A 14,592-nucleotide genomic window follows, 5' to 3' on the forward strand; every position below is an offset into this window, starting at 1 on the left:
CACGGTTTGAGATGCATCGGTCGCGTCGGCAAAGAACCAACCGCCCGTGGATACCGTCGGCTCAATACCGCCCGGATTGGTTATCGAATAGGTCAGCGTGATCCGGGCCGTTCCGGCATAGACGGCGTGGTCCGCCGAAGCGGTGAAAATCAGGCCGGCAGCGGAGCGTGGCGTCGAGCTTACCGCCGCGCTCGACGGCGGCGCGCCGTTTACGCCGTTACCGCCGCAGCCGCAAACGGCGCCAATGGCCGCGACCGACGCCAGCATGAGCGTGCCGAATCGCGAGCGAGTCCCGGAACCAAACCGTGGATATTGCACGAGAAACCCCCTTTGCGCAGGCGGACGGCGCTGCGTCAGTACGAGAACGAGTAGAGATAGTTGATCGTTGAACCGGTATTTGTGATGGAGTAGACCAGGCCGTTGGCGTAGCCGCCTCCGGCGGCCGTCGTCCCAAACAGCGGGCCGTTGGAATCCTCCACCAGCGTGGCGTAAGGTGACGAGCCGTCGCTGGCACCCGGGTTGTTCGCGTTGAACCCGGAGAACGAATGCATGCGGGTGTAGAGAGTATTCGAGAGGTCGAATGAATAGACCATGCCAAGGTCATAACCTCCGCCCTGGTAGGTCTCGCCGTATAGCGTGCCACTCACGTCCAGCAGGCTGGCAAGCGGTTTATCGCCGTCGCTCAGCGGGTTGTTCGGACCCAGGTAGCCAGCGAACATGTGAAGCGGCGTATAGGCGACAGGGCTGGCGGTGGTGATGGAGAAGAGGACCCCCTTTCATTTTTGGCGTTTGCCGCGATACTGCCGGTGCCGTAGGAGATGGCGCCGTTGGGGTCCTGCAGAATGCCGGTCTGCTGTACCGTGCCAGTCGTCGAAAGTTGGCACCACTGGACGCCGGCCTGGGTGGGAGCATTCGCCAGCGAATTGGTAAAGGTCTCACCTCCGACCGGAGTGACGTTTAGCCCAATGCCGACCCACGAGGCATTGAAGCCTGTGCTCGGGTAGTCGTACCAGACGCCTCCGCTGGGGTCGTCACGGTAGGCCCATCCGTTCCAGAACTGCGTGGGATCGTCACTCTGCGTCACCGCGATAAGCACCATCGCATTCGCCTGGTGAGCCGTGGTGTCTGTGTTCGCTATTGCCGCGGCGATATACCGGTCGGTATACGGATCGTACAGAAAGTGAGGGTCCGTCACAAAGTTGAAAATCAGTCCGGTGACCCCGTGCCAGAACGAATTCAGATCGGGATCACTGATCAGCTTACCGGCGCGGTCGGTTACGACGACGAGATAGTTCAGACCGGTAACGATGTAACTCTTGCCGACAGCGCCTTCGGTGTCCGGCGGTATGCCGTCGTTTCCGGTCAGGTCGCCGGGGATGCTGAATGTTTCCGTGGGTGTCGGCGAGGGGATATTCGTGACTGGGCTAAACAACTGCGGCACGGCCGGTCCGGATAAGCCGATTTCCATTCGTGCCGCCCAGAACCATTCTATCACATGTCGCGCCGGCCCGCTGGAGGCGCGTCTCTGACAATCGGCGTGTCCCGCGGGCCCGGTGGCTGCGGTGTCCGTGCAGCTAGGCTGCCTCCTACCTGTGTCGCCTGATAACTCTGGCTCGCGGCAGGCACACGGGGCCCGCCAATGACACAAGCAATAGAGACAAGGTATGACCTATGTAGTCGACTTGCTGTCGCGCTGGGGTCCGCAGCGATGCAGGAGGACGCAACGGCGCTTCGCGGGTGAACTGCGTTCGAACGGGGATTGGGAAGCGCTTGAAGAGATGCACGTCGCGCCTAACGCGGTCAATTCAACGGTAGATACTGGCGGCAGCGCATTTCAGAAGTTCGCGCGCAGCGTAGTCGATACGAGCCGAACGAGTGAAGCTCGGTGTGCCCTAGGGACGGCTGGCCGGTGGAGCTGCCAGCCGTGGGGCCAGACATTCCGGCCTTGCGGAAGCCGGAGCCGTATTTGTGGCAGCAGATGCCCGATGCGGCGCAACCGGCCATGCCCTGGCCGGCGCCACATGTACGCGGCCCGCGCTCTTTATGGTGAGCTGTTGCCCGCAGCCTCATCTTCCGCATACACGGCCATCCTGGCGATCTCAGGAACGCCCTCGGCTCTGGTGATTATCAAGCGTACGCTCGTAACGGCGACGGGCGGGCAATTGAGGATGAGCTTGCTGCCGATGGCGGTTCCCTCCGCCACCTGCCGCCAACCAGCCGGCGTTTGACCTTCGATGGTAAATGCCCGCACGCGCGCTCCATTGGCGATCCGCTCCTTCAGAACCAGCCGGCCGATGCGGACTGGCCGGGCAAGGTGCACCGTGAGCAGCATCCCCCTCCCGCGTGCGGTCGCCACAGGCTTGCCGTACAGAGTGCGCAGCGCGGCGCCGAACGCCTGCAGCGCTGCGAAGTCGCCGGCATCAATCCGTCCGTCGGTGTTCGGAGGCACGTTCAGAAGCAGATTGCAGCCGTGGCCAACGGAACGTTGGTAGATATCTACGAGCTGCCCGGTGGACAGTCGGTTCTGAGCGTTGGTGGTACTCCAGAACCAGTACGGCCGGCGGATCGAGACATCCACCTCGGCGGGAAGCCATGTCGCGCCATCCGGGTCGCCATCGGCGCCGGTTGCTGCGCCCGTTGCGGCTTTATCCGGAGCGACGGTGTTCCATGTGGGGTAGGGCGCCAGCCCATCTTCGTTGCCGATCCACCGGATCGACGCTAACGGGCCTTGAAAGAATACGGCATTCGGCGCATACTGCCGCAGAATGTCGTCCACTGGAAGCTTGAGGTTGCCATCGAACCAGACCTCGCAAATTGGCCCATAACGCGTCAACAACTCCTTCAGTTGCTCCCGGTAGATCCGCGTGTATGCGGCCTGACGCGCGGGGTCTTTGCAAATGCCCCCTATGCCGGCGCCGAAGTGGTCGTCACGCGGACTCAGATAAAAGCCGAGCTTCAGGTGGTACTTCGCGCAGGAGGCGGCCAGGTCGGCCATCACGTCGCCGTGTCCATTTCGCCACGGTGTTTCGCGGATACCATAGTCGGTGGTATGCGTCTGCCACATGCAGAATCCGCCGATGTGCTTGGCTACAAACACCACGTATTTGGCGCCGAACCCTCGCGCTGCCCGGCACCACTGGTCGGTATCCAGGCCGGCCGGATTGATGTCGGCTAAAGGTTCCTGCAGGTCATCCCCCTCGAGATTGCGCCATGTGTTGGGAGCGAAATGAATGAACATACCCATCTCCATGCGCTGCCAGGCAAGTTGTGGCCGCGTGGGCCGGGCGATGGTCTTTGGTGGAATCATGGTTAAAAGGATGGAAAGAGTAGAGAGTAAGAGCATGGTGGAGTGCTGCGGTTCCTGCCGGGCCGATCAGATTTGAATGCCGCTGATTGGCCGCGCGTCTTCCAGAGTGAGGCAACCTGCTTTGGCTGGTGTCAAACAAGCCTGGACCGGCCGGAAGCCCACTATCTGTTCGACGGTCGGCTACCGAATTGCGGGGACGCGAACCGCGCCTTTCGTCCGCGGACGGTCGATGGGTCGGCGCACCACGCCGCAGCCGAGATTTGCCGCTGCTTCTCTTCGTTCGGCCGCAGGGTGGTGGTAGACGTGGATCCGGTTGCCGAAGAGCAAGGTGTTGGCGCTGCACTTCGCTCACGGGGAGTGATGCCTGTGACGGGGCGGATGGTGCTCATGGGCTTAGCGGCTCTTCCGGCCGTCGCGCCTGCGTGCCACGCAGATTGCGAGATTCGGGTTCTGCGAGCGGGGCAGCCCGGCATGCGCGATTGGTATCACGTGGCAGCGGCCGGGTCCGGCGATCCTGATCCAGCTCCGTGGGCGGCATTCGTGGCCGAGCAGGAGGCGTCACTGCCTCTAGCAGTTTACTACCTGGCGTTATGGAATGGCAGCCCGGCGGGCGCCTGTCTGCGCATTGACCACGATGGTTGGGCGCGGATCGAGTCGGTTGCCGTGCTGCCGGAGTGCCGCAGAAAGGGCATCGCTCGGGCAATGGTGCGACGTGCCTGCGAAGACCCCGAGCTTGCCGGCAGCCGGGTCACATGGTTAATGGCGGAGGGCGGCAGCCCGGCCGAACAGCTCTACGCTGGGCTCGGCTTCTCAGTTTGGGCCGTGAGGCCGATGCACCGGCACATAGGACCGGCTTAGCACGGCGATCCCTCCGCTGCGCATAACGCGCGCACCTCGTTCAGCCACCGTCTGGTTTGTGCCGGATTTCGGAATAGAAGCACACGCTTACCGGAAGCTTCCGCGTCGGTGAGCAGATCACGGTAGCGTTGCTTGCGGGCGTAATGTGTGCGCAGCACCCACAGGTAGAGCGAATCACGAGACAAAAGGTTTCGCACGGTTTCCGTGTTGCCGTTACAGCATGGCTCGCGGAACACAAGCCGCCGCCAGGTGCGCTGCGTGAGGCGCGCCAGCACCACCGGCATTGCATAATCCAGCCAGATGATCGTGTCGGATCGGTTCCAAACGTGTTCACGCATCGAGCTGTAGTTGCCGTCGGTAACCCAGTGTGGCCCGGCGATGCCTTCAGCTACCAGGGCGCGGTACTCATCTCGGGGCCGCTCCTGCCAATCCGGCAGCCAATGGAATGCGTCTGTATCCAGGTATACGGCGCCGGTCAGCCGGCTCAACGTCAGCGCCAGCGTGGTTTTGCCGCTGCCCGAACTGCCGATGATGGTCACGCGCTCCAGGACGGACCTCCCGTGATGCGAGGCGTACGGATCTGACGTTCGCTCATTCATCGCCTCATGCGAGAATCCGACTTTCGCGGAGCTTGGAAATCGTGTGCTGCCACTGACGGGCCCGGCAGCCTGCCATATTTGCAATGGGCTCCATTCCGTCAGCGGTCCTCCCTTCCGTTGTGTGCGTGCTTCTGCAACGCGGCATCCCGGAATGTTGTGCGAGATGAGAATCTGCCCGCGCGCCTGGCCGTTTTCCCTCCGCACCACATCCTGCGCAATCCGCCGTCCGTCCGGAGCGCCCGTCCGCGCCGTTGTGATCTCTCAGGAAAGCCGGCAAACTGTTTGGGGCGCCCTCAGGTTTCCGGTGGGCCGCATCGGCTCCTTGACCGCTGTCCGTAGATACCGCTACAATCGCGCGTGGCCCGCGGCTGGAGCCGCGCGGCGAGGGAGTTTACCACGGTGTCAATGCGAGATGTGATGGAGCAGGTTCTGGCGCAGCGACGGTTCGCGGTGGCTGGGGCGTCGCGAGATCCGGACAAGCCTGGCCACAGTGTCTATACCGTGCTGAAGGCGGCTGGGCGAACGGTGTACGCCGTCAATCCCAACGCCGAAACCATCGATGGAGATAGCTGCTATCCGTCGCTCGATACGCTGCCGGGACCGGTTGATTGTCTTGTAACCGTGACGCAGCCCGAGGTAACGCAGAGCCTGCTCATCGACGCCGGCAGGCTCGGAATCCCGTACGTATGGATGCAGCCCGGTTCGGATTCGCTAGCGGCCTTGCACTATGCGCAGGCGTTCTCGATGCAGGTTGTGGCTGGGGGCCCATGCATCATGCTCGCCTTGAAACGCGCAGCCGTCTAGTGCCAGGCGGTGATTCTCGCCGCCACCACGTCATCGAGCGCCGAGCCTGTTTGTGCCGCGGCGCCCTGCCAACTGCCGAGTAAAAGCCGATACGGAGGCTGTGACACGCCTTTGAGAGTGCCGTAGATGTCCATCTGCGGGTACTCCCACTTCATCGCCAGAGCGAGCGACTGGTCGGTCTTCGTGTTGATAGCGCTGTCTGCAGAAGCGACGAGAAAATCCTCCACATACGCGGCCGTCTGCATCTGAATCACCGGGTCACCGGCACCGGACTCCGGCCAGACGCCGTTGGCCCACTGACGCGCAATGCCATCCTTCACGAACATCGCCGCCGGGCCGTTCAGCGTGGAGTCGCCGCTGGCATCGGCCGTCTGCTGATACGCGGCGCCCACCAGAAAGCGCCGGTCGGTGTAGGGGGCGTCGTTGATCCATGCCGCGTTCTCAATAGCCGGCTCCGTCATCCAGTCTGTTGCCAGATGGGCATGCTTCGCTAACTCCGCTGCCCAGCCGGCATAGTAGCCGGGCGTTGGTGTAAACGTTACCGGGTGGAAGTTCTGGAGCAGCAGCGCGGCATGCGCAATAGCTTCCACAAACTCGGCGGTGGAGTACCACGGGCTGGATGTACCGGCGAAAGAGCCATCCGTGGCCTGGTGGGACCACGCCCAACGAAAGGCCAGCATGCCTTTATCCAGGTAGGTGCGATTCTCATCGGCGATGCCGGCCTCGATCCACTCGATGCCATGCTTCTGGAACGCGATGGACCACGAACTCGCTTTGCCCTGTTCCCAGATGATGTTTCCAGCCATAGCACCATCGACTGCCGGGTTATACGCACTTGCCGCGCGGTTGCGTGTGATCATCCTCTCGTCAACAACCGCAAATCGGGCCAGTCCAGTCTCTTCGCCTGCCAACGCATAAGCCTGTTCGGCCGTGGCATAGGCCATCGGTTTCAAACTGCCATCGTGCTCCTTCTCAATACCAACGCGCGTGCTGCCAACGATGTTGACCAGTCCTCCGGTAGACGTACGGCTGCGCTCCCAATCCAGGCCGTGCTCCAGCATGCCGGCAATCTCGGGCTTCAGCGAGGCGCGTGAGCATACGGTATAAAAGGCGGCCGCGTAGAAGAGCCCCACCGCCTGGTAGCTGACGTCGTAGCCGCTTGCTTCCGGATTGACTCCTACGGCGCTGAATGTGGATGTGGCGTTCGCCGGCGGGTTTGCTCCCGGTGCAACCAATACGGCGGGAGGCACAACGCCGTTTGATGCTGGCAGAAGCGACGCCCGCCAGCCCGGGCCAAGCTGAAGCGTGAGGCCATCCTCCGCGTACGGTATGGCGGCAGCCGAGAATGTGGCGTTTCCCGTGAATACTCCGCTCTCGCCGAGCGCTGCCGCCAAAAGCCAGCGACGGTGCGTGAACGGCTTGTCGTACAGGATGCCGTTCGGCTGTACGGTACTTCGAAGCAGCCAGTTGCAGGCGCGCGTGAGGTGCAGCGCCCAGTAAGTCAGGTCGGTGCTGTAAGTTCCGGCGGGCAGCGTGTAACTTACCGGATGGTAGCCGCTCAGGGCGATCGCAGCACGTGCGACGGCCTCCACGAACAGCGACGTGCTGTGGTACATCGGGCCCAGTACGCCACCGGCGGTGCCAGGAAAGCTGCCGTTGGTCGATTGGTGGGCGAATCCCCAATGGAAAATCACCACGCCCTCTTTGATCAGATTGGGGTTTTCCTGGGCAACCCCTGCGGTTATGAAATCGGCGCCGATACGCTGCTCTTCAATCCACCAGGTACTGCTCTTACCCAACTCCCACTGGGCATTAATACCTACCGCGCCATCGCTCGCAACGGTTTGGCAGCGGGCGGACCCTGCACTCCAAACGGCCAGCAGCGCGCAGAACAACCAGCTGTGCTTTACCGTGAAACGGACCCATGCTTTTGCCAACATACAGATCCCCGGTCCTCGCCTCGGACCCAAGCTGCGGAGGAAAACAGCCGCCGCAATTGTAACACACGGCGGCCAAGGCTGCAACCGACCACGGAGCGCCGGTTGTGACACGATCGAGCAAACGGGCGACGCAGGCGCACTGCCCACATCGCCCGCTGTATTGGGAAGGAGAGTTGCCCAAAACGGTTGCATTATAGGCTGGCGGCGCCGGCTGCAACAGGGTCGCAGTGTCCGTTCGGGCGCATGCGCCGCTGGAAAACCGGCCCGACCCGGTTGTGCCGATCGGAGGTCGCTTTGACCAGGTTAATCAGCCGTCGCCAGCTTGTAACCTCTGCCGCCGGAGCCGCAGCCGCGGTCACCAGCGGCCTTGCGTCCGACGCATCCGCGAAGCCTAAACCACAGAAATCGGTGATGTGGACGATGCTCCCTGCGTCGCTGCCGGTCACGGACCGATTCCAGCTGGCGCATACACTGGGGTTCGCGGGTGTGGAGATACCGCCGGTAGGCGACAGGGCTGAGTGCGAAAGCATGCGGTCGGCCGCCGCGGCTGCTGGAATACGGATTCAGTCGGTCATATACGGTGGCTGGGATGCGCCACTCTCAAGCCCGGACGCTGCTGTGGTGCAGCTAGGCCTGAAGAACGCGATGGCTGCGATGCACACTGCAGCTTGGGTGGGGGCCGACGACATCCTCCTGGTGCCGGCATTGGTGACCGATAGCGTGCGGTATGTGGATGCCTGGCGCCGCTCGATTCCCAATGTGCGCAGGTTGCTTGATACCGCCGAAAAACTTAACGTGATGATCCTTATTGAGGAGGTATGGAACCACTTCCTGCTGAGCCCGATCGAGTACACGCACTACATCGATCAGTTTCGCCACCCACTGATTCAGTCGTACTTCGACGTGGGCAACGTAGTGATCTTCGGTTGGCCCGAAGACTGGATTCGTACGCTGGGCAAGCGGATCCGCAAGGTCCACCTGAAGGACTTCAAGCGCAGCGACTACCAGTTTGTGCCGCTGTGGGAGGGTGATGTCAACTGGTCCGCGGTGGGGCAGGCGTTTGCTGAGACAGGCTTCACGGGCTTTATGAATACCGAATTGCCTGGCGGTGACGAAGCCTACCTGCGCGACGTGAGCGCGCGCGTGGATCGGATTATTGCCCAGGTCAAATTACCGCCGCGCCTGCGCCAAGCTGCTACGGGTAGGCCGCCGGCTTAATCCGCAAAGTCGAACTTCCGTCCGACCATACTGTCCCACTTTTTGCGCTGTGCCGGCGTCAGGAGCTGCAGCGCACCGGTATTCCCGGCCGCGCGGGCCGCGAATATCTGCTGTACGGCAGCCTGCCGACCACCGCTCTGCCGGGCCTGCGCAGTACCGGACGGCGGTGCGGAAGGCGCTTCCTGATTCTGCGCCGCCTGAAACGCCTTCTGCTGCGCGCGCTGGTAGGTTGCCAGCAGCTTTGCAACGGCAAGGCGCTGCTGGGCATCCAGCGCCAGTTCAGAAGCCACGTCCTCGCTCGCCATCGCCAGCGGTCCGCGCCACTGCAAATCGAGTTGAGTCAAGCGCTTGTTCTGCTCCGGCGTCAACAAGCCCTGAGTCCGTTTTGCAACATCGCTCTGCCAGTTGACGATCATATCGCGCATCTGTTTGCGCCGTTCGGCCATCTGCTGGCGGCGTACCTCCGGAGAGTAGGTGGTCTGACCGTTGCTGCGGAACGACTTGAAGTAGTTCATCATCCGGTTATGCAGGTCCGACTGCGTCGCCTGCACCAGCGCTCGCTCCTCCTGGCGCTGTTGGTCGGTTATCGCCAGTTCGCGCTGAACGTCGGTACGGTTCAGCAACAACCATGCGTTGCTGTGGGTTGGGTCAACCAGCGCGCCACCCAGCCTCTGCGCAGCCGATAAGCCGGCGGTTGGTGCCTGAGCAACCACGAGTTGCGGCGTTAAAACCGCCAGCACCGTCAATACCGCAACCACTTTCCACTTCATCATCGTCTTCTTTCCCTCAACGTGTCGTATCCGTTTCGCGGCCCACCGCACTGTACGTCGCATCCCCTGCAGAATGGTTACCGCTAACGCGCATCAAAATCCGGGCATGGGGTGATTCGGGCAATCGGTCGCAGGCGGTCCCTCAGCGCCACGGCGCTCTCCGCAGTTACATTAATATGCCCCAGCTTTCGCCCGGGACGCGCGCTTTTACCGTAAAGATGGAGGTGCGCTCCGGCACATCGGAGCACATCCTGCGGTGCGGGTACAGCGCCGATCAGGTTTACCATCGCGCTGAAGCTTCGCCGGCTGCAGTCTCCCATTGGCCAACCAGCCACCGCGCGAAGGTGATTCTCAAATTGGCACGTTTCGGCTCCATCCTGTGTCCAGTGCCCGCTGTTATGGACACGCGGCGCGATCTCGTTCGCCATCAGCCCCTGCTCCGTTTGAAACATCTCCAGTGCCAGTACGCCGCGATATTCAAGGTGCACGGCCAGCCGAGATGCATATTCACGCGCGGTATCCGAGGTCGTGCCGGCGGCAGTCTCCGGTCCCGCTTCACTCAAGCGCAGCATGCCCTCCCGGTGTACGTTGCGGGTGATCGACCAGTCTGCGATCGAGCCATCGTGGCCACGCGCGACAACCTGCGAGAGCTCCCGCAGAAAAGGAACAAACTGCTCAATAACCAGCGGCTGCCCGCCAAGCTCGGCCCAGCACGCCTCGGCCTGGCTCATATCGCGCAATACCATCTGGCCCTTGCCGTCGTAGCCCAAGCGGCGGGTTTTTGCCACCGCGGGCAGTCCGGTTATCTCCAATGCCTCCTTCAGTTCCGCCAGAGAATTGGCAGGGGCAAACTGCGGCGTCGGAATACCGCACTGCTGAAACAGCCTCTTCTCGTTCAACCTGTCCTGCGCCACGGCCAGAGCGGCAGGCGGCGGATAGACCGGTGTGGCTTCCGCAAGCAGAAGCGCGGTCTCAACCGGCACGTTCTCAAACTCCAGGGTAACGGCGTCAACTCCCTCCGCGAATCGATGCAAGGCATCACGGTCGCGCCAGTCGGCTGAAACCAGCGGCGCCAATTTGCCTGCCGTAGCCTGGGGCTCCGGGTCGAAGAATCGAAACTCCATGCCCAGCGGCAGCCCCGCAAGCGCAAGCATCCGGCCAAGCTGTCCGGCCCCCAGTATGCCGATTTTCATGCAGCAGAGGCCGGGTCCGGCGCGGATAGCACCGCTGCAGTCTGGTCGGCGCGATATCGCGCAAGCGCGGAGGCTACTTCGGGAAACTCATGCGCGAGCAGCGATGCGGCAAATAGAGCCGCGTTCACGGCGCCGGCACGGCCGATGGCGAATGTGGCCACGGGAATTCCAGCCGGCATCTGGACGATCGAGAGCAGCGAGTCCATGCCCCGCAATGCCTTCGATTCCACCGGTACGCCAAGAACCGGGAGGGCGGTTTTGGCCGCTGTCATGCCAGGCAGGTGCGCCGCACCGCCGGCGCCGGCGATAATGGCCCGCAGACCGCGATCGGCCGCGGTTGCGGCGTATTCGAGCAGAAGATCCGGAGTTCGGTGCGCCGAAACAACCCGCTGCTCAAATGGAATACCAAGTGCCTCCAGCACCTCAACCGTGTGGAGCATCGTGTCCCAATCCGAACGCGAACCCATAATCACGCCAACCAGCGGGTTTGAACTCAAGATCATGCATCCCCACGGCTGCCGGCGTCGCCGGGTGCCTTGCGCGCGCCAGCGTCTATACTTTAAGCGCCTGTACGCAGCAGAAGTATAGCATAGGGCCGGATCGGCGTCCCCGGGCGTCGCGATCCCGGTATGAGGGAGAACCCGTGACCGACTCCGAACCGCTGCACCGCCAAACGACCTGGGGAATAGAACGTGCGCCGAACCGCGCAATGCTTCGAGCTGTGGGCTTTCTGGATGACGACTTTGACCGCCCAATGATCGCCCTGGCAAACCTGCACAGCGATATCACCCCATGTAATGCGCATCTCGATCGGTTAGCTCGCAAAGCGGCTGAAGGTATACGCGCGGCTGGGGGCGTGCCGCAGACATTTGGCGCACCGACCGCCTCTGACGGCATTATGATGGGCCACAAGGGCATGCGATACAGCCTGGTCTCACGCGAGGTCATTGCCGATTCGCTTGAGATTGTTGCCGGCGGTATGAACTCCGATGGGCTGCTGGCTGTTGGCGGCTGCGACAAAAACATGCCGGGATGTCTGATGGCTATGGTTCGGCTCAACATCCCTTCGGTTTTTGTCTACGGAGGCTCGATTCTGCCAGGCGACGGACCGGACGGCGATATCGACATCGCGTCGATTTTCGAGGCGGTCGGCCGGCACCAGGCCGGAACTGCGACGGATGCGCAGGTGCATGAGGTGGAGTGTGAGGCATGCCCCGGCGCCGGCGCCTGCGGCGGAATGTACACCGCCAATACCATGAGCTCGGCGATTGAGGCGATGGGCATGTCGCTGCCTGCGGACGCCAGCTTTCCTGCCGTTTCGGCGGCCAAGGAGCGCGAGAGCTTCCTTGCCGGAAAGGCGCTGGTGGGGCTGATCAAGAGTGGAATCAAGCCTCGCGACATCGTCACGCGGAAATCGCTCGAGAATGCCTGGACTGTGGTGCTGGCGCTCGGGGGTTCAACCAACGCTGTGCTGCATCTTACCGCCATCGCACGCGAGGCCGACGTACACTGGACGCAAGAGGATTTTGAACGCGTCAGCCTGAAGACGCCGCACCTCGCCGATCTCAAGCCCGCTGGCCGGTACGTCATGTACAACCTTCATCGTGCCGGTGGCGTACCGGCCGTTCTTCGGGCGCTCCTGGATGCGGGAATGCTTCACGGCGATTGTATAACGGTTACCGGCAAAACCCTGGCGGAGAACCTCAAATGGACGCCATCGGTCTACAGCCGCACACAATCGGTTGTGCGGCCGCTGGAGGCGCCGGTTCACCCATCCGGCCATATCGCCATACTGAAGGGAAATCTGGCTCCAGAGGGCGCCGTGGCGAAGCTGGCGGGCCTCCAGGTCCGGAGGATGACGGGCCCGGCTCGCGTGTTCGATTCGGAAGAGGAGTGTTTTGCAGCGGTTCGGAGTCGCAGCATCCGCGCGGGCGACGTAGTGGTGATTCGTGGTGAGGGACCGGTTGGTGGGCCCGGTATGCGTGAGATGCTGGCGGTTACCGCAGCGCTGGTGGGCCAGGGCCTCGGCGACACTGTGGGTCTGATCACGGACGGGCGATTCTCCGGCGCGACCCACGGGTTGATGGTGGGGCATGTTGCCCCGGAAGCATGGGTAGGCGGTCCGATAGCGCTGCTGCGTGATGGCGACGTAATTACGATTGACGGCGATGCCCGCACACTTTCCGTTGCCCTGAAGGATGCCGAACTGCAGCAGCGGCGGAGAGAGTGGCGGAAGCCGGATATCCGCGAAACACGCGGCGTACTTGCGCGTTATGCCCGCACCGTCCGATCCGCGTCCGACGGCGCCGTGACCTTCTGATGGGTGAGGAGCGGGCAACCGCGCTGCGGCTGCGCGGAATTACGAAACGGTTTGGCAGCATAACGGCGAACCGAGACGTGACCCTCACGGTCGCCAGGGGCTCGTTCCACGGCATCATCGGCGAAAACGGCGCCGGCAAGTCGACGCTCCTTGGCGTGCTGTATGGTCTCATCCAGCCGGACTCGGGAACGCTGGAACTGGCTGAGCGTCCGCTTGATTTGCGCCACTGGCATCCTGCAGACGCGATCCGTGCCGGTATTGCGCTCGTCAGTCAGCACTTTGCGCTGGTACCTGGCCTCACCGGCCTGGAAAACGGAATGCTGGGGGTCGAGCGCTCACGGCTGGGCCTGCTGAACCGCCGGCAAGCGCGCACCGAGCTGGAGGGTTTGCGGCTTAAGCTGGGCCTGCACGCGGTTCGCCTGGACGTGCCCGTCGAACGGATGGATGTTGCGGCGCGCCAGATGCTTGAGGTGCTAAAAGCGCTCTATCGCGGCGCCGGGATCCTGCTGTTGGATGAGCCGACCGCGGCACTGACGCCGGAACAGGCTCGGACACTTTTCACAGCGCTGGCCGGCCTGCAGCAGGCGGGCGCGACCATCATCCTGGTGACGCACAAGCTGCCGGAAGTGATGGAGTGGTGCGATGCAGTAACGGTCATGCGCGCCGGTGGGGTGGTCTTTGCTGGAGCGGTCGCCGGCACCGACACGAGCCAACTGCTGGCTGCCATGGTGGGATCGCAGCACATCGAGGCGCCATACCGCGACGCCGGTCCCCAACCCACCAACGCTGGACCGGTGCTGTATCTGGATGGCGTGAGCGTTCGCGGCGATCGCGGTGAGTTGGCGATTCGTGACGTATCCTTGGAGGCGCGCGCAGGCGAGATTGTGGCGCTTGCCGGGATTCAGGGCAGCGGAGAGCGCGAGTTGGTTGAGGCCATCGTGGGGCTGCGGCCGCCGTGTGCCGGCCGAATACTCCTGAACGGCGTCGATTGCCGCAGGCTTTCTATTCATCACCGCCGGCAAATGGGACTCGCGTGGATACCGGAAGACCGTCACCGCGAAGGTCTGGCGTTGGATCTGTCGGTGAGCGAGAATCTTCTGATGGGGCACGAGCGTGATCCCGCGTGGGGAGGTGGCGCCATCCTGGACAGAAAGCGGACGCGAGAGCACGCGCAGCAGGTGGTCGAGGATTACGCGGTGCAAGGAGCTATGCCGCCCGATACCACGCATGTACGGGCACTTTCCGGTGGCAACCAACAGAAGCTCATGGTTGCGCGCGCCATGGAGGCGAAACCAAGCCTGCTGATCGCCGGGCGGCCGGAGCGTGGACTGGATTATCGCTCTACGGCCGCCTTGATGCGACGCCTTGAGCAGTGCGCGGACCGCGGCGCAGCGGTGCTGCTGGTTTCGCCGCCAATCGACGAAACGCTGGCGGCCGCAGCGCGAGTTGCCGTGCTGTATGACGGCAGCATTGCCGGCTTGCTGGAAGGCGAGGCCGCAACTCCTGAGCGCGTCGGCACACTCATGACCGGCGGGACTGAGGCACCGGGCGCAAGTCAACGCGCCGGCATGGTGCGCTAGCGC

14 protein-coding genes are annotated in these 14,592 nt (G+C 62.8%); 5 read left to right on the top strand and 9 right to left on the bottom strand.

Going from position 1 to position 14,592, the window contains the following annotated elements; all coding sequences use genetic code 11:
* The 4 genes from KGJ62_14755 to KGJ62_14770 all read right to left on the bottom strand — a co-directional run.
* Positions 1–318 (bottom strand): hypothetical protein (locus tag KGJ62_14755; GenBank protein MDE2127839.1); only part of this gene is annotated, 318 nt, incomplete at its 3' end.
* 35 nt (positions 319–353) lie between these two features.
* Entirely contained in the window at positions 354–719 is a 366-nt protein-coding gene (locus KGJ62_14760) for a hypothetical protein (protein ID MDE2127840.1), read from the bottom strand.
* Positions 683–1,468: a hypothetical protein gene (locus KGJ62_14765; GenBank protein MDE2127841.1), complete on the bottom strand. Its 786-nt coding sequence runs from the start codon at positions 1,466–1,468 to the stop codon at positions 683–685. The genes KGJ62_14760 and KGJ62_14765 overlap by 37 nt, the downstream gene beginning before the upstream one ends.
* A gap of 573 nt (positions 1,469–2,041) precedes the next feature.
* Positions 2,042–3,343 carry an alpha-L-fucosidase gene (locus KGJ62_14770; GenBank protein MDE2127842.1) on the bottom strand — a complete coding sequence of 434 codons (1,302 nt, stop codon included), beginning with the start codon at positions 3,341–3,343 and terminating at the stop codon, positions 2,042–2,044.
* Positions 3,344–3,379: 36 nt separating this feature from the next.
* Between KGJ62_14770 and KGJ62_14775 the strand changes: the two genes are divergently transcribed.
* Positions 3,380–4,165, top strand: coding sequence for a GNAT family N-acetyltransferase (locus KGJ62_14775; protein ID MDE2127843.1), 786 nt, complete (start codon positions 3,380–3,382; stop codon positions 4,163–4,165).
* On the opposite strand, the gene KGJ62_14780 is transcribed toward KGJ62_14775, so the two are convergent.
* Positions 4,162–4,764: an adenylate kinase gene (locus tag KGJ62_14780; protein MDE2127844.1), complete on the bottom strand. Its 603-nt coding sequence runs from the start codon at positions 4,762–4,764 to the stop codon at positions 4,162–4,164. The genes KGJ62_14775 and KGJ62_14780 overlap by 4 nt on opposite strands.
* A 399-nt stretch (positions 4,765–5,163) precedes the next feature.
* Here KGJ62_14780 and KGJ62_14785 point away from each other — a divergent pair, with 399 nt between their 5' ends.
* Positions 5,164–5,568, top strand: a complete 405-nt coding sequence (locus KGJ62_14785) for a CoA-binding protein (GenBank protein MDE2127845.1) — start codon at positions 5,164–5,166, stop codon at positions 5,566–5,568.
* On the opposite strand, the gene KGJ62_14790 is transcribed toward KGJ62_14785, so the two are convergent.
* Complete coding sequence (locus tag KGJ62_14790) at positions 5,565–7,508, bottom strand: hypothetical protein (GenBank protein MDE2127846.1); 1,944 nt, start codon at positions 7,506–7,508, stop codon at positions 5,565–5,567. The two genes, KGJ62_14785 and KGJ62_14790, sit on opposite strands and share 4 nt — an antisense overlap.
* 294 nt (positions 7,509–7,802) lie before the next feature.
* Here KGJ62_14790 and KGJ62_14795 point away from each other — a divergent pair, with 294 nt between their 5' ends.
* On the top strand, positions 7,803–8,726 hold the full coding sequence (locus tag KGJ62_14795; protein ID MDE2127847.1) for a sugar phosphate isomerase/epimerase: 924 nt from the start codon (positions 7,803–7,805) through the stop codon (positions 8,724–8,726).
* On the opposite strand, the gene KGJ62_14800 is transcribed toward KGJ62_14795, so the two are convergent.
* The 3 genes from KGJ62_14800 to purE form a co-directional block, all read right to left on the bottom strand.
* Positions 8,723–9,499 (bottom strand): hypothetical protein, encoded by a 777-nt coding sequence (locus tag KGJ62_14800; protein MDE2127848.1) that lies wholly within the window; start codon positions 9,497–9,499, stop codon positions 8,723–8,725. The genes KGJ62_14795 and KGJ62_14800 overlap by 4 nt on opposite strands.
* Positions 9,500–9,579: 80 nt before the next feature.
* A complete protein-coding gene (locus KGJ62_14805) occupies positions 9,580–10,689 on the bottom strand; it encodes a 5-(carboxyamino)imidazole ribonucleotide synthase (protein MDE2127849.1) in 1,110 nt (369 codons plus the stop codon).
* On the bottom strand, positions 10,686–11,186 hold the full coding sequence (purE, locus tag KGJ62_14810; protein MDE2127850.1) for a 5-(carboxyamino)imidazole ribonucleotide mutase: 501 nt from the start codon (positions 11,184–11,186) through the stop codon (positions 10,686–10,688). Before purE ends, KGJ62_14805 begins: the two co-directional genes overlap by 4 nt.
* A gap of 212 nt (positions 11,187–11,398) precedes the next feature.
* On the opposite strand from purE, the gene ilvD reads away from it, so the two are divergent.
* Positions 11,399–13,009, top strand: coding sequence for a dihydroxy-acid dehydratase (gene ilvD, locus KGJ62_14815; GenBank protein MDE2127851.1), 1,611 nt, complete (start codon positions 11,399–11,401; stop codon positions 13,007–13,009).
* On the top strand, positions 13,009–14,589 hold the full coding sequence (locus tag KGJ62_14820; protein ID MDE2127852.1) for an ABC transporter ATP-binding protein: 1,581 nt from the start codon (positions 13,009–13,011) through the stop codon (positions 14,587–14,589). Before ilvD ends, KGJ62_14820 begins: the two co-directional genes overlap by 1 nt.
* The last annotated feature ends 3 nt before the right edge of the window (positions 14,590–14,592 follow it).

Source organism: Armatimonadota bacterium (assembly GCA_028871815.1).
Taxonomy (GTDB): domain Bacteria; phylum Armatimonadota; class Chthonomonadetes; order Chthonomonadales; family Chthonomonadaceae; genus REEB205.